This window comes from Paraburkholderia sp. GAS199 (assembly GCF_050436585.1).
Classification (GTDB): domain Bacteria; phylum Pseudomonadota; class Gammaproteobacteria; order Burkholderiales; family Burkholderiaceae; genus Paraburkholderia.
This window is the reverse complement of the sequence record NZ_JBNDMM010000007.1, coordinates 467,295-483,794: the sequence shown is the minus strand read 5'-3', so window position 1 is coordinate 483,794 and position 16,500 is coordinate 467,295. Positions and strand designations below refer to the sequence as shown.

General features: G+C 63.8%; 17 protein-coding genes. 3 read left to right on the top strand and 14 right to left on the bottom strand.

The features are described 5' to 3' along the window. Positions 1-5 precede the first annotated feature (5 nt). The 9 genes from bamC to P3T18_RS26565 form a co-directional block, all read right to left on the bottom strand. Positions 6-1,145, bottom strand: coding sequence for an outer membrane protein assembly factor BamC (gene bamC, locus P3T18_RS26605; protein ID WP_429302927.1), 1,140 nt, complete (start codon positions 1,143-1,145; stop codon positions 6-8). Between the two features lie 130 nt (positions 1,146-1,275). After that, positions 1,276-2,187, bottom strand: coding sequence for a 4-hydroxy-tetrahydrodipicolinate synthase (gene dapA / locus P3T18_RS26600; protein ID WP_429302926.1), 912 nt, complete (start codon positions 2,185-2,187; stop codon positions 1,276-1,278). Between the two features lie 43 nt (positions 2,188-2,230). After that, positions 2,231-2,854, bottom strand: coding sequence for a class I SAM-dependent methyltransferase (locus tag P3T18_RS26595; protein ID WP_429302925.1), 624 nt, complete (start codon positions 2,852-2,854; stop codon positions 2,231-2,233). Positions 2,855-2,871: 17 nt separating this feature from the next. Beyond that, a complete protein-coding gene (locus P3T18_RS26590) occupies positions 2,872-4,074 on the bottom strand; it encodes a tryptophan--tRNA ligase (protein WP_429302924.1) in 1,203 nt (400 codons plus the stop codon). A gap of 6 nt (positions 4,075-4,080) precedes the next feature. Further along, entirely contained in the window at positions 4,081-4,743 is a 663-nt protein-coding gene (locus tag P3T18_RS26585; RefSeq protein WP_429302923.1) for a site-2 protease family protein, read from the bottom strand. Between the two features lie 59 nt (positions 4,744-4,802). Beyond that, complete coding sequence (locus P3T18_RS26580; RefSeq protein WP_429302922.1) at positions 4,803-5,438, bottom strand: L-threonylcarbamoyladenylate synthase; 636 nt, start codon at positions 5,436-5,438, stop codon at positions 4,803-4,805. A gap of 164 nt (positions 5,439-5,602) precedes the next feature. Continuing rightward, complete coding sequence (locus tag P3T18_RS26575; RefSeq protein WP_429302921.1) at positions 5,603-6,433, bottom strand: 3',5'-nucleoside bisphosphate phosphatase; 831 nt, start codon at positions 6,431-6,433, stop codon at positions 5,603-5,605. A 133-nt stretch (positions 6,434-6,566) separates the two neighbouring features. Beyond that, positions 6,567-7,451, bottom strand: coding sequence for an alpha/beta fold hydrolase (locus P3T18_RS26570; RefSeq protein ID WP_429302920.1), 885 nt, complete (start codon positions 7,449-7,451; stop codon positions 6,567-6,569). An 86-nt stretch (positions 7,452-7,537) separates the two neighbouring features. After that, positions 7,538-8,503, bottom strand: a complete 966-nt coding sequence (locus P3T18_RS26565) for a ferritin-like domain-containing protein (protein WP_429302919.1) — start codon at positions 8,501-8,503, stop codon at positions 7,538-7,540. Between the two features lie 245 nt (positions 8,504-8,748). On the opposite strand from P3T18_RS26565, the gene P3T18_RS26560 reads away from it, so the two are divergent. From P3T18_RS26560 to P3T18_RS26550, 3 genes are all read left to right on the top strand, one after another. After that, a complete protein-coding gene (locus tag P3T18_RS26560; RefSeq protein WP_429302918.1) occupies positions 8,749-9,273 on the top strand; it encodes a gamma carbonic anhydrase family protein in 525 nt (174 codons plus the stop codon). A gap of 63 nt (positions 9,274-9,336) precedes the next feature. Beyond that, positions 9,337-10,287 (top strand): Hsp33 family molecular chaperone HslO, encoded by a 951-nt coding sequence (hslO, locus tag P3T18_RS26555; RefSeq protein WP_429302917.1) that lies wholly within the window; start codon positions 9,337-9,339, stop codon positions 10,285-10,287. Positions 10,288-10,371: 84 nt separating this feature from the next. Next, positions 10,372-10,776, top strand: coding sequence for a hypothetical protein (locus P3T18_RS26550; RefSeq protein WP_429302916.1), 405 nt, complete (start codon positions 10,372-10,374; stop codon positions 10,774-10,776). Between the two features lie 153 nt (positions 10,777-10,929). On the opposite strand, the gene ftsB is transcribed toward P3T18_RS26550, so the two are convergent. The 5 genes from ftsB to P3T18_RS26525 all read right to left on the bottom strand — a co-directional run bounded on the left by ftsB (position 10,930) and on the right by P3T18_RS26525 (position 16,498). Then, complete coding sequence (gene ftsB, locus P3T18_RS26545) at positions 10,930-11,367, bottom strand: cell division protein FtsB (RefSeq protein ID WP_429302915.1); 438 nt, start codon at positions 11,365-11,367, stop codon at positions 10,930-10,932. Between the two features lie 107 nt (positions 11,368-11,474). Next, positions 11,475-12,758, bottom strand: coding sequence for a phosphopyruvate hydratase (gene eno / locus P3T18_RS26540; protein ID WP_042322785.1), 1,284 nt, complete (start codon positions 12,756-12,758; stop codon positions 11,475-11,477). A 223-nt stretch (positions 12,759-12,981) separates the two neighbouring features. After that, positions 12,982-13,836 carry a 3-deoxy-8-phosphooctulonate synthase gene (kdsA, locus tag P3T18_RS26535; RefSeq protein WP_211610122.1) on the bottom strand — a complete coding sequence of 285 codons (855 nt, stop codon included), beginning with the start codon at positions 13,834-13,836 and terminating at the stop codon, positions 12,982-12,984. After that, on the bottom strand, positions 13,833-15,506 hold the full coding sequence (locus P3T18_RS26530; protein WP_429302914.1) for a CTP synthase: 1,674 nt from the start codon (positions 15,504-15,506) through the stop codon (positions 13,833-13,835). The genes kdsA and P3T18_RS26530 overlap by 4 nt, the downstream gene beginning before the upstream one ends. A gap of 188 nt (positions 15,507-15,694) precedes the next feature. After that, positions 15,695-16,498 carry an alpha/beta fold hydrolase gene (locus tag P3T18_RS26525; protein WP_429302913.1) on the bottom strand — a complete coding sequence of 268 codons (804 nt, stop codon included), beginning with the start codon at positions 16,496-16,498 and terminating at the stop codon, positions 15,695-15,697. Between the last annotated feature and the right edge of the window lie 2 nt (positions 16,499-16,500).

Here is a 16,500-nt window from a genome sequence, read left to right as displayed (position 1 = left end):
TCAGCTTAGTTGAGTTGCGCGTGCAGCAGCGTCACGATGCGCTGCGCGTCGGACGAGTTGTCCACCTGCCCATTCGAATCCAGCACCGCAACCTGCGTTACCGCGTCGCCCTTCGAGCGGACGTTGACGAGGAATTCCTGCCCCGGCTTCTTCGCGGAGTTGCCGCTGTAGAACAGCTTGCCGAAGAGACCTTCCTTCTTCAGTTCCTGCATCGAATCGGCGTAACGCACGTAGTAGATTCCCTTCGAGCGATCGCGGTTGTCGACGGTGAAGTTGGTACGGTCGAGTGCGAGGCCCACGCGCAACCAGGCGCGGTCGAACGACTCCTGCAGGTCGAGGGTGGACGCACCCGCGCTCTGGTCGAGCTTGGCCGGCGCGGTAGCCGAGCGCGCGTCGGTCAGCAACTGCTTGGACTGCGCTTCGGTCAGGCCGAACTTCTGCATCAGCTTGGTAAGGAACAGCGCTTCCAGTGCCGGATCGCGCGGACGTTCTTCCCAGCGCGACGAGGTCTTGTCCTGACCGGTCAGCACTTCTTCCATCGCGCTATGCGAGATGGAAATGTCGGTTGTGTCCGACGGACCACGCGAAACGAGCGTGCGGAAGCTGTCACGCGTACCCGAGGAATAGGCGAAGTCGATGACCTTGCCCACGGTGCGGCGGAACCAGTCGTCCGGAATGTTGGCGCGGTTTTCCGCCCAGTCGGTCGTCATGATGCCGGTGGCCGGCGCGTCGGTTTTCAGCGCGAAGCCGTTTTCCTGCCAGAACTCCTGCAACTGCGGCCAGAGTTGTTCCGGCGTGCGGCCGTCGACCACCAGCCAGCGGCGATCGCCGTCACGTTCGATATGCATGCCGAGCGGATCTTGCGCGTTCGGCTGGCCTTCGGTGGAATTGCCTGCCGCCGTGACTGCGCGCTGTTGCGCGCCGCCCAGTGCCAGCGTGGCCGGCGGGGCGACGTAGCGCTGGTCGGTCGGCGTGGTGCTCAGGTCGCCCGGAACGGCGAGCGGCGGCGCGCTGCCGGCGCCCTTGTAGTTGACGCGGTCGGAAGCAAACCAGTCGTTCAGCGTGTCACAGCCGGCGAGCGTCGTGAGGGCAAGCGCCAGCGCCGCCATGCGGGTTGCGTGGAGGGAAAGTGCGGAACGTTTCATGAGGTCCTTCGTGATACTGGAACGCGGTGCCTGGTTCTGTGTGCCGGGAACGTGGGCTGGATCGACGTCGGTTAAGGGGATGCCGGTGGCTGGCTTGCTCGAATGACGCTGACGGGCGCGGCGAAACCGCTTAGCCCAGCAGGCCCGCTTCGCGCAGCGCGGCACGCACCACTTCGTGGTATTGCGCGTCGAGCGGCGTAAGCGGCAGGCGGATACCGCCCTGCACACGACCGAGTTGCTGCAATGCCCATTTCGCCGGAATCGGGTTCGATTCGATGAACAGGTTCTTATGCAGCGCCAGAAGCTTCAGATGAATCTCACGGGCGGTCTTCGCGTCGGCGGCGAGCGCCGCTTTGCACAGATCGCTCATCGCACGCGGTGCGACGTTCGCGGTGACCGAAATGTTGCCGTGGCCGCCGAGCAGCATCAGCGCGATCGCGGTGGGATCGTCGCCGCTGTAGATGCCGAAATGCGCGGGCGCGGCCTTGATCAGATGCGCGGCGCGATCGATATTGCCGGTCGCTTCTTTCACGCCGATGATGCCCGGCACCTGCGCGCAACGCAGGATGGTTTCGTTGCTCATGTCGGCAACGGTGCGGCCCGGCACGTTGTACAGGATCACCGGCAGATCGACGGTCTCCGCGATCTTCGCGAAGTGGCGATAAATGCCTTCCTGCGTCGGCTTGTTGTAGTAAGGCACGACCTGCAGCGTGGCGTCCGCGCCGACTTCCTTCGCCTGCCGTGTGAGCTCGATGGCCTCGGTGGTGGAATTGCCGCCCGAGCCCGCGATCACCGGAATCCGGCCCGCCGTGTGCTCGACAGCCGTCTTGACCATCAACACGTGTTCCTCGACCGACAACGTGGCCGATTCGCCGCTCGTGCCGACCACGACGAGGCCGTTCGTGCCCTCGGCGATGTGCCAGTCGATCAGTTTGCGAAACGCCGGCAGATCGAGGCTACCGTCTTCGAGCATCGGGGTAATGATGGCAGGAATGCTGCCGCGGATCTGAACGCCGTCAGTGCTGTGATTGCCGTTAGTCATGAAACGCCATGAATTTGATCAGGTAAACCGCGATTGTAGCGGATTAGCCAGCCAGCTCGTAAGAAGGCGGGAGCGCGTCCCGCGCGGTGCCGGCCGGGCCATCCGCCTCGAAAATCGCGCAGATCCGCTGAACATAAGCCGGACGCGGCTGCGCGAGAAAACCATCCTGGAAAGCGACTACGCGAAGACGCCCGCGCACCACCTCCAGCAACTCGCCGGGAGCGAGCAGAAACGCAGGATTGGACGGCTTGCCGACACTTTCGTTGCCTTTCGCGAAGGTCTCGTAAACCAGTACACCGCCCGGCGCGAGCGAATCCAGAAGACGCGGAAAAAGCGGCCGGTGCAGATAATTCGTGACCACGATCGCGGCAAACGTGGACGACTCCGGCAACGGCCACGGCGCACCTTCGATATCGGCCGTGAACGTGGTGATCCGTGGCTCGTCGGCGAGCGTTGCCAGCGCGGCGGCGTCGCGGTCCAGTGCCATGACCGGATGCCCCAGCGACGCAAAAAACCGCGCGTGGCGCCCTGCTCCCGATGCGACGTCGAGCACCGCGCCGCCCGGCGCGACCAGATGCGCCCAGTGACGCACCCAGCGCGACGGCTCGCCGCTGCCGTGCGGCTGATCGCGGCTGGCGTCGGGCGACGCGGCGACGGGAATGCTCATTGGACCGTCGCGCTCGCTCAGTTGTACGACAGACCCATGGCCTCGCGCACGTCACGCATCGTTTCCGTCGCGTATTTGCGGGCCTTGTCGCAGCCGTCGGCGACGATCGCGCGCAACAGCGACGGATCGTCCATGTACTTCTGCGCGCGCTCGAGCATCGGCTGCTGTTCGCGCAGAATGCCTTCGATCACCGGCTGCTTGCAATCGAGACAACCGATACCCGCCGAGCGGCAACCCTTCTGCACCCATTCGTGCGTGGCTTCGTCGGTGTACACCTGATGCAGCTGCCACACCGGGCACTTGTCCGGATCGCCCGGATCGGTGCGGCGCACGCGGGCCGGATCGGTCGGCATGGTGCGCACTTTCTTCGTGATGGTTTCCGCGTCTTCGCGCAGGCCGATCGTGTTGCCGTACGACTTCGACATCTTCTGGCCGTCCAGCCCCGGCATGCGCGACGCTTCGGTCAGCATGGCCTGCGGCTCGACCAGAATGATCTTGCGCGAACCTTCCAGATAACCGAACAGACGCTCGCGGTCGCTCATCGACAGACTCTGCGATTCCTGCAACATCGCGCGCGCCTGCTCCAGCGCTTCGTCGTTGCCTTCCTGCTGATAGGCGTTGCGCAGCTCGTGATACAGCTTGGAGCGCTTGCCGCCGAGTTTCTTCGCGGCTTCGTTCGCCTTCTCTTCGAAGCCCGGCTCACGGCCGTACAGGTAGTTGAAACGGCGCGCGATTTCACGCGTCATTTCGACGTGCGGCACCTGATCTTCGCCCACCGGCACGAGCGAGCCGCGATACAGCAGAATGTCTGCCGCCATCAGCACCGGATAGCCGAGGAAGCCATACGTGGAGAGGTCTTTGTCCTTCAGCTTCTCCTGCTGCTCCTTGTAGGTCGGCACGCGTTCGAGCCAGCCGAGCGGCGTGCTCATGCCGAGCAGCAGCGCGAGTTCGGCATGTTCGGGCACCTTGCTCTGGATGAAGAGCGTGGCCTGCGCCGGATCGATGCCGGACGCCAGCCAGTCGATCAGCACGTCCCAGACGTTCTTTTCGATCACTTCGGGCGTTTCGTAGTGCGTCGTCAGCGCGTGCCAGTCGACTACACAGAAGAAGCACGGGTATTCGGACTGCAGCCGCACCCAGTTTTTCAGCACGCCGTGATAGTGGCCGAGGTGCAGCGACCCGGTGGGCCGCATGCCGGAGAAGATACGGTCTGGGAACATGATTATTTAGAAAAGCGAAACAAGTGGAGTCAGAATTGCAGTGATTGCGCCATAGCCGAGCGTCACGAGCGGATTGAGCCAGTACCGAGTGAGCGTGCCCGTCATGACCAGCGCCATCACGATGAAAAAACCGTACGGCTCGAGGCGCGACAGCGCGATGGATTGCCGCGGCGGCAACAGCGCCATCAGCACCCGGCCGCCGTCGAGCGGCGGCAGCGGAAACAGGTTCAGCACGCCCAGCACGAGATTGACGCCGACACCGGCGCCCGCCATGCGCGTGAAGAACGGCTCGTCGACGCCGGCCACGGCCAGCGCGACACCGAACACGCCCCAGATCACCGCCTGGATGAAATTGCAGGCCGGCCCCGCTGCCGCTACCCAGAGACTACCCCAGCGCGGATTGCGCAGGTTGCCGAAGGCGACCGGCACGGGCTTGGCGTAGCCGAACATAAAGGCGCCGCTGGTGGCGAAATACAGCAGTAAGGGAATGGCGATGGTGCCGAGCGGATCGATGTGCCGCATCGGATTGACCGACACGCGGCCGAGCACATAGGCGGTGTTGTCGCCGAGCCAGCGCGCGACGTAACCGTGGGCCGCCTCGTGCAGCGTGATCGCGAAAATCACCGGCAGCGCGTAAACCGCGATGGTCTGTATCAGGGAAGAATCCATATCTCGCTATTGTAACAACGCGGTTGCGTGCGTCTGTCCGCTTTCGCTCATGCCGTTCTTCATGCGGTTTCTTCGAGCCCGAAAGGCGCGAGCGAGCCGCGCCCGGGCCGCACCAGCACCGGTTCGGAGCCGGTCAGATCGATCACCGTCGAGGGTTCGCACACGCACGGTCCGCCGTCGATCACCAGATCGAGCTGTTTTTCCAGACGCGCGCGGATTTCTTCAGGATCGTTCAGCGGCTGCGTCTCGTCGGGCATGATCAGCGTGGAGCCGAGAAGCGGCTGCCCCAGTTCTTCGAGAATCGCGAGCGTGATCGCGTGATCCGGCACCCGCAGACCGATCGTCTTGCGCGACGGATGCGACAGCCGCCGCGGCACTTCCTTGGTGGCCTGCAGCACGAAAACATACGGGCCCGGCGTGACGGATTTGATCAGCCGGTATTGCCGGTTGTCGACCATCGCGAAGTTGGCCAGTTCGGACAGATCGCGCACCAGCAGCGACAGCAACTGCTTCTCGTCGAGACCGCGAATCCGCCGCAGCCGCTCCACCGCGTCCTTGTCGTCCAGATGGCAGGCGAGCGCGTAGCTGGAGTCGGTCGGCAGGGCAACCACGCCGCCATCGTTGATGATCTGCACCGCCTGCTTGACGAGGCGAGGCTGCGGATTATCCGGATGAAGCCGAAAGTATTGGGACATGATGACGATCGGTAACTATCGGTGGCTGGGGGTGGTGACTGCGAGTGACCATGAGTGCCTGCCGGGCTTGCCGGCGGCACGCCGCGGCGCGCGCGTCGGACGAGCCCCCGGAAGCGGGCGCGACGCCGTTCGCGCAGGTCGTGCCGCGACGGCACGGCGCGCGCTCACAGCCAGCGTTCCCAGACGGGCTTGAGATCGGAAGGCAGAGGTGGCAGCGTGCCGAGATCGACGCGGCCTTCGCCGGGCGCATGAAAGTCGGAACCGCGCGAGGCTTCGAAGCCGAAGCGGCGCGCGACGTCCGCGTATTCACGATACTGATCCGGCGTGTGACTGCCCGTGACGACTTCGATGGCCTTGCCGCCGAGGTCGATGAACTCGGCGAAGAACGCGTCGAATTCGAGCGGCGTGTAGTCGTAGCGGCCCGGATGCGCGACGATCGCCTCGCCGCCGGCCGCCTGGATCCAGCTGAGCGCGTCCGCGAGCTTGGCCCAGCGATGCGGCACGTAGCCGGCCTTGCCGTCGCCCAGGTAGCGCGTGAAGACGTCTTGCGTCGAACTGGCGTAGCCGCTCTCGACCATGAAGCGCGCGAAGTGCGTGCGCGAAATCATGTCGGGATTGGAAACGTACTTCAGCGCGCCCTCGTAGGCATTGGGTACGCCGAGCGTAGCCAGTTGCTCGCCGATCGCCTCGGCGCGCGCGGCGCGGCCGTTGCGGGTACGCGCGAGGCCGTCGATCAGCACCGACGAAGTCGGATCGATGCCGAGCCCGACGATGTGCACCGTGCGCGATGCCCAGGTGACCGAAATCTCGACGCCGCTCAGATAGCCCATGCCGAGCGCTTCGGCAGCGGCGCGGGCCTCGTGCTGGCCGCCGAGCTCGTCGTGGTCGGTCAGCGCCCACAACGTCACGCCGCCCGCATGCGCGCGGCGCGCGACTTCGCCCGGCGCGAACTGGCCGTCGGAAACGGTGGAATGACAGTGTAGGTCGGCGTTCATCGTTGTCTTAAAAAGGTCCTGCAAGCATTTTACTGCAACGCAGTAAGTGGACGCAGACCTATCTCGCGTGGTCCGGCGCGAGTGGGCGCCAGACTTCGTACGATTTCCGCCGGTTTTTGCCGTTTTGGCCGCGTCAGGCGCAGAACGCCTCGATCAACGCGGCGACCTGCTCGGGCTGATCGTGGTGAACCATATGCCCGGCTTCGTCGATGATCTTCTCGCGCCAGTTCGGAAACGCCTGAAAGCGCGCCTTGAACTCGTCGAGCGGAATCTCGCCGGCGATCTGCGCGAGCGTCGGCGAATTGACGGCTTCGACGTGCAGCACTTTGGCGCTGACTTTGCGCCACACCGCCATGACTTCGTCGAGTCGGTACAGGTTCGGCCCGCGCAGTTTATGCGCCGGATCGGCGAGCAGCATGAAGCGCCCTTCTCCGTCCGGTTTCGACCAATGCTGCGCGAGAAACTGCGCGCGTTGCGGAGCGAGGCGCGGGTTGGTCTTGATCAGACGCCCCGCCACCTCGTCCAGAGACGCGTAGCGCTTGAGTTGCGGCGGGTCGCGCAGTTCGTCCAGCCAGTTGCGGATACGGCTGGGCGCCTGCGCCGAGTGCGACGGCGCAAGGCCGAAGCCTTCCAGATCGACCACCCGCCGCACCCGCTCCGGCCGCACGCCGGCGTAGATGCAGACGATGTTCGCGCCCATGCTGTGGCCGACCAGATTGACCTCGCCGCTCGGCGCATAGTGATCGAGCAGCGCGTCGAGGTCGGCGAGATAGTCCGGAATCCAGTAATTGCCGCCGCCGCGCTCCGCTACCGGCCAGTCCGACAGCCCGAAGCCGCGCATGTCGAGCGCGATCACCTGCCAGTCGCCGCTGAGCGCGTCGACCACGAACTGAAACGACGCCGCCACGTCCATCCAGCCGTGCAGCATGAAGAGCTTCGGCGCGGACGGATGGCCCCAGCGCCTGACGTGCAAACGCACGCCGCGCACGGTGACGAACTCGGACTGGGATGTATTCATGAACGCACGCCCGCAAAAAAAAGAATGGTCGTTCGATTATAACGAGATAGTGCGGCGAAGCGTGGTTCGAACGGTGGAAGAAGCTTTCAGCCGGCCGGCTCCGAGCCGGCGGCCGGGCCCGACGGTTCGACCTCCAGACCGGCCAGTTCGACCAGCGCCGCCAGCTCGGCTTCGTCGAAGCCCGCGTCGCGGCGTGCTTCGAAATTGAACGGACCGCGTAATTTCGGTGCTTGATACTGGCCGGCGAGACGCAGATAGGTGACGTGCGGATCGAGGCTCGCGGCGTCGCACAGGTGACGGAACCAGCGATTGCCGATCAGCACGTGGCCGATTTCGTCGCGCAAGATCACGTCGAGAATGGCCGCCGACGCGTGGTCGCCCGCCTGCTGCAAGCGCGCGCGGATCGGCGGGGAGGCGTCGAGGCCGCGCGCTTCGAGCGTGCGCGGCACCAGCGCCATGCGCGCGAGCACGTCGGGCGCCGTGCGTTCGCACATGTCCCAGAGGCCGTCGTGAGCGGGAAAGTCGCCGTAGACGTGGCCATACTCGGCAAGGCGCGCGGCGAGCAGGGAAAAATGGTAGGCCTCTTCGGCCGCGACCTTGAGCCAGTCGGTGTAAAAGGCTGCCGGCATGCCGGAAAAGCGCCAGACGGCGTCAAGCGCGAGGTTGATCGCGTTGAATTCGATGTGCGCGAGTGCATGCAGCAGCACCGCCCGCCCTTGCGCCGCCTGCATGCTGCGGCGCTTCAACCGGCGCGGATCGACCAGTTCGGGACGCTCGGGCCGGCCGGGCAAACCACCGGGCGCGCTCAGCGTGAGCGCGCTGTCGCACAGCATGCTGCCGTCGAGCACCGCCGCGTGGAGCGCGCGGGCGGCGGTGGCCTTCGTCGCCGGATCCGTTTCGCGCAACGCGGCCAGCGCGGCGCTTCGCGCGCAATTCGCGCGTTCGAAAGCGGACGCACCCGCGGACGCACCCGCGGACGCACCCGCGGACGCACCCGCGGACGCAGTCTGATCAGGCGCTACAGGAGGAACAGCAGAGGCGGCAAAACTCATGGCGATCGGGGCGGCAAAGCAAATGAAGGCAAAACGGGTAGGCAGAATTTCGACGCGCACGAATCCGGAATCGCAAAATCGCCGGATCGCGGCCAGCCGCGCGGCCTAACCACACAACCGTTTACAATACTCGATTCGACCATGACGCGCGCCCGCGGCGCGGGCCCGGCGCCCCGCCCTTACCTGTTTCGTAGCGACAGCCTCGGCCGGTCCGTTCGCGCGGCGACCGATTATCAGGAGACATTGTGACCATCTACAAGCTTGGCGAAGCGGCCCCGACCATCCATGAAAGCGTGTTCGTCGCAGATTCGGCGACCATCATCGGCAACGTAACGCTCGAGGAGAACGCGAGCGTCTGGTTTGGCGCCACCATTCGCGGCGACAACGAGCCGATCACGGTCGGCGCGGGCAGCAACGTGCAGGAAAACGCCGTATTGCACGCCGACCCCGGCTTTCCTCTGACCATCGAGGCAAACGTGACGGTCGGCCATCAGGTGATGCTTCACGGCTGCACGATCAAGGAAGGTTCGCTGATCGGAATTCAGGCGGTGGTCTTGAATGGAGCGGTAATCGGCCGCAACTGTCTGGTCGGAGCGGGCGCCATCGTCACGGAAGGCAAGGTTTTTCCCGATAATTCGCTGATTCTCGGCGCGCCCGCCAAAGTGGTGCGCGAACTGACCGAGACGGATATCGCCAATATGCAGCGCGGCACGGCAACCTACGCCGAGCGCCGCGAGTATTTCAAGGCGCAGCTCGTGCGCATCGGCTGACCAGCCGGGCGCGCGGCGCGCAAGGCGCGGCATCAGGCCGCGCCATTAGACCGAGGAAATGTTGTGAGCGACCAGTTGCAAAAATTCATGTTCAGCGCGGCGCCGGTGCGCGGCGAAATCGTTTCGCTGCGCAATACCTGGCAGGAAGTGCTGACGCGCCGGGATTATCCCGCGCCCGTGCGCACGATTCTCGGCGAAATGATGGCCGCGTGCGCGTTGCTGTCGGCGAATCTCAAGTTCGACGGCACGCTCGTCATGCAGATTTTCGGCGACGGCCCGGCCAAGATGCTGGTCGTGCAGTGCAGTTCCGATCTGTCGATGCGCGCCACTGCCAAGCTCTCGGGTGAAGACGGCAGCACGATCGGCGACGACACCTCCATGATCGAACTGGTCAACGCGAGCGGCCACGGCCGTTGCGTGATTACGCTCGACCCGCGCGACAAACAGCCCGGCCAGCAGCCGTATCAAAGTATCGTGCCGCTCTCGGGCGAAGACGGTCCGCTGAAGTCGATGGCGGAAGTGCTCGAACACTACATGCACCACTCCGAGCAGCTCGACACGCGTCTGTGGCTCGCGGCGAATACCGAACGCGCGGTCGGCATGCTGCTGCAGAAGCTCCCCGGCGACGGCGGCATCGTTCCGCATCCGGGTGATCTGGACGCTGATACGTGGGAACGCGTCTGCACGCTGGGCGCCACGATGTCGCAAGACGAGTTGCTGAAGGAAGAGCCGGAAACCATTTTCCGCCGTCTGTTCTGGCAGGAAAACGTGCAGCATTTCGAGCCGGCCACGGCGCGCTTCGAATGCACCTGCTCGCGCGAAAAAGTCGGCGCCATGCTGAAGATGCTGGGCCGCGAGGAAGTGGATAGCGTGATCGAGGAACGCGGCCACGTCGAGATTCATTGCGAGTTCTGCAACCAGCGCTACGAGTTCGATCCCGTCGACGTGGCGCAACTTTTCGTCGCCAATGCGCTCTCACAAGGAGTGACGCCGGCAGCCGACCAGCGTCATTGAGTCGTTGCGAACATCGGGTTGAATCGTTGGCGGCGCATGCCAGACCTATGTCGATGGCGGCAGGCAGCCGGTGGGAGAGTTGAAATGAACCGTCCTGTTTTGTCGATGCTTGAGTCGAGTCGCGCGTTGAAGCATCGCGCGCGTCTGCTGACCGCGCTGGCGCTGGTCGCGAGTGGTGCAGCGCTCAGCGGTTGCGTGATGGACCCGCCGGGCCCGTCGCCGATATACAGCCGCCTGCCGGCCGACCAGTCGGGCACCGCGGTGCCGCCGCTCTCGCCGGAAGAACGTGCGCGCTACGACGCAATCGACCGGCAGACGCTGGCCGAGCAGAATCAGGCGATCGCCGCCGACAATGCCGCGCAGGCCTATTCGCGCTATTACACACCGGCGGTGCCGGTCAGCGTGTACGGCAGCTACTACGGCGGCGGCTGGGGGCACGGCTGGGGCACGGGCATCGGCGTCGGCTACAGCCCGTATTGGGGATGGTAAGGAAGACGGCGGCCGGGTTGACGAACATCGCCCGCGCATAGCCGAGGCAGGATTGTCGATGCAGCAGCATCACGCATGATCCAAACAAAAAGGCGCGGTTTCCACCGCGCCTTTTTTGTTCCGCCACTACCTACTAGCCACTGTCCCGAAGGTTCAGTGCGCCGGCTTCTTGTCTTTGGCTGCTGCTTTACCGCCGCCATGCTTGCGATCCGGCTTCGCACGCGACTCCGGATTCGGCACCACATGCAGCGGCGCCGCCGACATCTCGCCACGCGTCGACGTGTTGGTGGACGGCGTGTTGGCGCTCGGCAACGGCGCATTGGGCGAGACGAACTGCACGAAGACCTCGCCGTCTTTCACCATGCCCATTTCGTAGCGGGCGCGCTCTTCGACAGCGGCCGTACCGTTCTGCAAATCCTGCACTTCGCCCTGAATGCGTTCATTGCGCAGCTTCGAATCGGCGTTCTTTTGCAGTTGCTGCGCCAGCTGCTGCTGCAACTCGTGCACGCGCAGCCAGCCGCCATGCCCCCACCAGAGCGGGTACTGGATCAATGCCAGCAGTACGATCAGGACAGCAGTGACAAGCCGCATGAAGTAAGCACAATAAATACACGCCGCCCTGCGCTATACGCAGGGCGGCGGGGTCAATCAGAAACGATGGATAACCGGCTCATCGGTCGGCATTCGTATCCAGGCGATCAGCGCAGATTGTAAAACGCCGACTTGCCCGGGTAGCTGGCGATATCACCGAGGTCTTCTTCGATGCGCAGCAACTGGTTGTACTTCGAGATGCGATCCGAACGCGACAGCGAACCCGTCTTGATCTGACCGGCGTTCAGGCCGACCGCGATATCCGCGATGGTCGAATCTTCGGTTTCGCCCGAACGGTGCGAGATCACGGCCGTGTAGCCGGCGCGCTTCGCCATTTCGATTGCCGCGAAGGTTTCCGTCAGCGTGCCGATCTGGTTGATCTTGATGAGGATCGAGTTGGCGATGCCCTTCTCGATGCCTTCCTTCAGGATGCGCGTGTTGGTGACGAACAGGTCGTCGCCCACCAGCTGAACCTTCTTGCCGAGCTTGTCGGTCAGCGTCTTCCAGCCGGCCCAGTCGCTTTCGTGCATGCCGTCTTCGATCGACACGATCGGGAACTTGTCGGCCAGGTTCGCCAGGTAGTCGGCGAATTCGGTCGACGACAGTTGCAGGCCTTCGCCCGCCAGCTGGTACTTGCCGTCGTGGTAGAACTCGCTGGCTGCGCAGTCGAGCGCGAGCAGCACGTCTTCACCGGCGCGGTAGCCTGCTTTCTCGATAGCTTGCAGGATGGTGGACAGGCATTCGTCGTTGCTGCCGAAGTTCGGCGCGAAGCCGCCTTCGTCGCCCACCGCCGTGCTCATGCCGCGATCCGAGAGGATCTTCTTCAGCGCGTGGAACACTTCGGCGCCGCAGCGCAGTGCTTCGCGGAAAGTCGGCTGGCTGACCGGCACGATCATGAATTCCTGGATGTCCAGGCTGTTGTTCGCGTGTGCGCCGCCGTTGACGATGTTCATCATCGGCACCGGCAGTTGCATCGCGCCCGAGCCGCCGAAGTAGCGGTACAGCGGCAGGCCGGCTTCTTCAGCGGCAGCCTTCGCGACGGCCATGGAAACGGCCAGCATCGCGTTCGCGCCGAGGCGCGACTTGTTGTCCGTGCCGTCGAGTTCCAGCAGGGTCTTGTCGAGGAAAGCCTGCTCGGAAGCGTCGAGGCCCATGATCGCTTCGGAGATTTCGGTGTTGATGTGTTCGACGGCCTTCAGCACGCCCTTGCCGCCGTAACGGCCGGCTTCACCGTCGCGCAGTTCGATCGCTTCGCGCGAACCCGTGGACGCACCCGACGGCACCGCTGCGCGGCCCATCGTGCCCGACTCGAGCAGCACGTCGCATTCGACGGTGGGGTTGCCTCGCGAATCGAGAATCTCTCGACCGATGATATCTACGATAGCACTCATGGTTTCCTCAAGAAATGACGTTGAATTCTTTACTGTGACACTGCATCGGCTGTGTCGAACCGAAGAGAACGCTTTAGCGCCTGTTCGACTCCATGCGGAACACCGGTCTCCCCGGCAAACCGCATTGCACACCCATGCGTTCGACGACCATTACGACCGTTCACCGCATGCGTGCGATCGGCTCATTATGCAAACCAATCGTGACACGCGGTGAACGCCTGAATCAGTTGAAATCGCTTTCGAGGAACGGCGCGCGCTTGACCGCCTGATCGAGCGTGACGAGCGTTTCGAGCAGATCCGCCATGCGGTGCAGCGGCACCGCGTTCGGACCGTCCGACTTCGCCTCGGCCGGATTCGGATGGGTTTCCATGAAGAGTCCGGAGACGCCCACGGCAACCGCAGCCCGCGCCAGCACCGGCACGAATTCGCGCTGACCGCCCGAGCTCGTGCCCTGCCCGCCCGGCAACTGCACCGAGTGGGTGGCGTCGAACACGATCGGCGCATTCGTCTCGCGCATGATCGCGAGCGAGCGCATGTCCGAGACGAGATTGTTATAGCCGAACGACACGCCACGTTCGCACGCCATGAAGCGGTCTTCGGACAGCCCCGCCTCACGCGCCGCGTCACGCGCTTTGTCGATCACGTTCTTCATGTCGTGCGGTGCGAGAAACTGGCCTTTCTTGATATTGACCGGTTTGCCCGAACGCGCGCACGCATGAATGAAATCGGTTTGACGGCACAGGAAAGCCGGCGTTTGCAGGACGTCGACCACCGACGCGACCTGTTCGATCTCGTGCTCCGCGTGAACGTCGGTCAGCACCGGCAAGCCGAGCTGGCGCTTCACTTCCGACAGGATGCGCAGACCTTCGTCCATGCCCAGACCGCGGAACGACTTGCCGCTGCTGCGATTGGCTTTGTCGTACGACGATTTGTAGATGAACGGAATGTTCAGCTTCGCGCAGATTTCCTTCAGGCGGCCGGCTGTGTCGATCGTCATCTGTTCGGATTCGACGACACAGGTGCCTGCGATCAGGAAAAACGGCTTGTCGAGCCCGATTTCGAAATCGCCCAGTTTCATGCTTTCTCCCCGACTTCGCTCGCCGTGCGCGCCTGTTGATGCGCGAGCGACGCTTCGACGAACGACTTGAACAGCGGATGGCCGTCGCGCGGCGTGGACGTGAATTCCGGGTGGAACTGCACGCCGACGAACCACGGGTGCATGCTGCGCGGCAATTCCATCATTTCCGGCAGATCTTCACTCGGGGTACGGGCGCTGATGATAAGCCCGCCTGCTTCGAGCTGGGGCACGAAGCGGTTATTGACTTCATAACGGTGGCGATGACGTTCGTTCACGTCTTTGCCGTAGATTTCTTCGGCCAGCGTGCCGGGCTTGATCGGGCAACGTTGCGAACCGAGGCGCATCGTGCCGCCGAGGTCCGACTCTTCGGTGCGCTTTTCGACGCGGCCTTCGCGGTCGTACCACTCGGTGATCAGCGCGACCACGCGGTTCGGCGTTTCCTGATCGAACTCGGTGCTGTTCGCGTCTTTCAGACCGACCACGTCGCGTGCGAATTCGATGACGGCGAGCTGCATGCCGAGGCAGATGCCGAGGTACGGCACGTTCGCTTCACGCGCATAACGGATCGCGGCAATCTTGCCTTCGGTGCCACGACGGCCGAAGCCGCCCGGCACGAGCACGGCGTCCAGATGCTTGAGGCTTTCGACGCCTTGCGTCTCGACTTCTTCCGAATCGATGTATTCGATGTTGACCTTGGTCGACGTGTGCATCGACGCATGGCGCAGCGCTTCGATCAGCGACTTGTACGACTCGGTCAGGTCGACGTATTTGCCGACCATGCCGATCGTGACTTCGTTCTTCGGATGTTCGAGCTTCTCGACCAGATCCGACCACATGGACAGATCGGCCGGCTTCGGCGTGAGCTTGAGTTCTTCGCAGATGATCGCGTCGAGACCCTGGTCGTGCAGCATCTGCGGAATCTTGTAGATGCTGTCGGCGTCCCACACGGAAATCACCGCGTCTTCGGGGACGTTCGAGAACATCGAGATCTTGGCGCGCTCGTCGTCGGGAATACGGCGATCGGCACGGCACAGCAGCACGTGCGGCGAAATACCGATTTCGCGCAGCTTCTGCACGCTGTGCTGGGTAGGCTTGGTCTTGAGTTCGCCGGCAGTGGCGACCCAGGGCACCAGCGTGAGGTGCACGAAACACGCGCTGTTGCGGCCCATGCGCAGGCTCATCTGACGCGCGGCCTCGAGGAACGGCAGCGATTCGATATCGCCCACCGTGCCGCCCACTTCGACGATCGCGACGTCCGGCTCGCCGCAGGTGGCCGAAGCCGCGCCGCGTTCGATGAATGCCTGGATTTCGTTCGTGATGTGCGGGATGACCTGCACCGTCTTGCCGAGATAATCACCACGGCGTTCCTTGCGGATAACCGATTCGTAAATCTGGCCCGTGGTGAAGTTATTGGCCTTGCGCATCTTCGTGCTGATGAAGCGCTCGTAATGGCCGAGGTCGAGGTCGGTCTCCGCTCCGTCTTCCGTCACGAACACTTCGCCGTGTTGGAACGGACTCATCGTGCCGGGGTCGACATTGATGTAGGGATCGAGCTTGAGGAGGGTGACTTTAAGACCGCGCGATTCGAGGATCGCGGCGAGGGAAGCGGCGGCAATACCCTTGCCGAGGGAAGATACTACGCCGCCGGTGACGAAAACATATTTGGTCATCGCTGGATGCTCGCGGGAAAAACGGATTATACCGTAAAGCAGGGCCTCAACCCAGCAAAATCCGAGCGACATCCAGACGCGCCGATGCTACGGCAGCGGCAATCGCCGCTCACCGATGTTACGCGGTTTTTCGCGCCGGCCGCCGGCGCCGCGGCCGCCCTACTGTCGCCGACGCACCACTCCGGCGCTCAGCCGCGCTGCTCCAGTTCATGCAACATCCGTTGCACCGCGCGCGCGGTTTCGAGCGGCTTTTCCATCGGATACAGATGACTGCCTTCTATCCATTCCACATGACCGCCGGTTGCCCGGCGGGTGGCGTCGAGCCCGGCCTGACGCACCTCTTTCGAGCGCGTTCCGGCGATGAAGCCGACCGGCACCGGCGCGCCGCGCGCGAGGCGCGGGCCGAGCGTATGCGGCAAGGTCTTATAGATCTGATATTCGGTGCGCCGGTCGAACGCCAGCGAGCGGCTGCCGTCGGGTGACGTTTGCGGAATGCCGAAGTCGATGTAATCGGACAGCATGCGTTCGTCCCAGCGCGCGAACGCCGGCTTCGAATGGAAATGCCGCCAGGCTTCGTCGCGGCTCGCCCAATGCGTGCGGCGCGTGCGCGTGGCCGCCGCCGGCGAAAGCCGCTCGTCGAGACCGGTCCATTGCGATACGCGCAGCATGCTGCTGCGCCAGCCCGCGATGACCGGCGAATCGAGCATGACCACGCCCCTCACCCACTGCGGCTTCTTGAGCGCGGTCATCAAGGACAGATAGCCGCCCAGCGAATGTCCCACCAGCCACACCGGTTGCTCGTACGACCGGCCGATGTCGTCGATCAGCTGCTCGACCAGATGCGGCCAGTCCTGCGTCACTGGATAACGCGTGTCGTGACCGATACGCTCGATGGAACGCAGCTCGTAGTCGTCCGACAGTTCGGCGAAGATCGTCCGGTAAGTGGAGGCCGGGAATCCGTTCGCGTGCGAGAAATGGATGATGTTTTTCAACT

What these genes read in the sequence shown, in the direction of transcription:
- P3T18_RS26530 (WP_429302914.1), bottom strand. Translation starts at nt 15,506, where the DNA reads ATGACCAAATATGTTTTCGTCACCGGCGGCGTAGTATCTTCCCTCGGC.
- dapA (WP_429302926.1), bottom strand. Translation starts at nt 2,187, where the DNA reads ATGACTAACGGCAATCACAGCACTGACGGCGTTCAGATCCGCGGCAGC.
- P3T18_RS26590 (WP_429302924.1), bottom strand. Translation starts at nt 4,074, where the DNA reads ATGTTCCCAGACCGTATCTTCTCCGGCATGCGGCCCACCGGGTCGCTG.
- P3T18_RS26575 (WP_429302921.1), bottom strand. Translation starts at nt 6,433, where the DNA reads ATGAACGCCGACCTACACTGTCATTCCACCGTTTCCGACGGCCAGTTC.
- eno (WP_042322785.1), bottom strand. Translation starts at nt 12,758, where the DNA reads ATGAGTGCTATCGTAGATATCATCGGTCGAGAGATTCTCGATTCGCGA.
- P3T18_RS26580 (WP_429302922.1), bottom strand. Translation starts at nt 5,438, where the DNA reads ATGTCCCAATACTTTCGGCTTCATCCGGATAATCCGCAGCCTCGCCTC.
- P3T18_RS26550 (WP_429302916.1), top strand. Translation starts at nt 10,372, where the DNA reads ATGAACCGTCCTGTTTTGTCGATGCTTGAGTCGAGTCGCGCGTTGAAG.
- P3T18_RS26595 (WP_429302925.1), bottom strand. Translation starts at nt 2,854, where the DNA reads ATGAGCATTCCCGTCGCCGCGTCGCCCGACGCCAGCCGCGATCAGCCG.
- P3T18_RS26565 (WP_429302919.1), bottom strand. Translation starts at nt 8,503, where the DNA reads ATGAGTTTTGCCGCCTCTGCTGTTCCTCCTGTAGCGCCTGATCAGACT.
- P3T18_RS26570 (WP_429302920.1), bottom strand. Translation starts at nt 7,451, where the DNA reads ATGAATACATCCCAGTCCGAGTTCGTCACCGTGCGCGGCGTGCGTTTG.
- kdsA (WP_211610122.1), bottom strand. Translation starts at nt 13,836, where the DNA reads ATGAAACTGGGCGATTTCGAAATCGGGCTCGACAAGCCGTTTTTCCTG.
- ftsB (WP_429302915.1), bottom strand. Translation starts at nt 11,367, where the DNA reads ATGCGGCTTGTCACTGCTGTCCTGATCGTACTGCTGGCATTGATCCAG.
- bamC (WP_429302927.1), bottom strand. Translation starts at nt 1,145, where the DNA reads ATGAAACGTTCCGCACTTTCCCTCCACGCAACCCGCATGGCGGCGCTG.
- P3T18_RS26585 (WP_429302923.1), bottom strand. Translation starts at nt 4,743, where the DNA reads ATGGATTCTTCCCTGATACAGACCATCGCGGTTTACGCGCTGCCGGTG.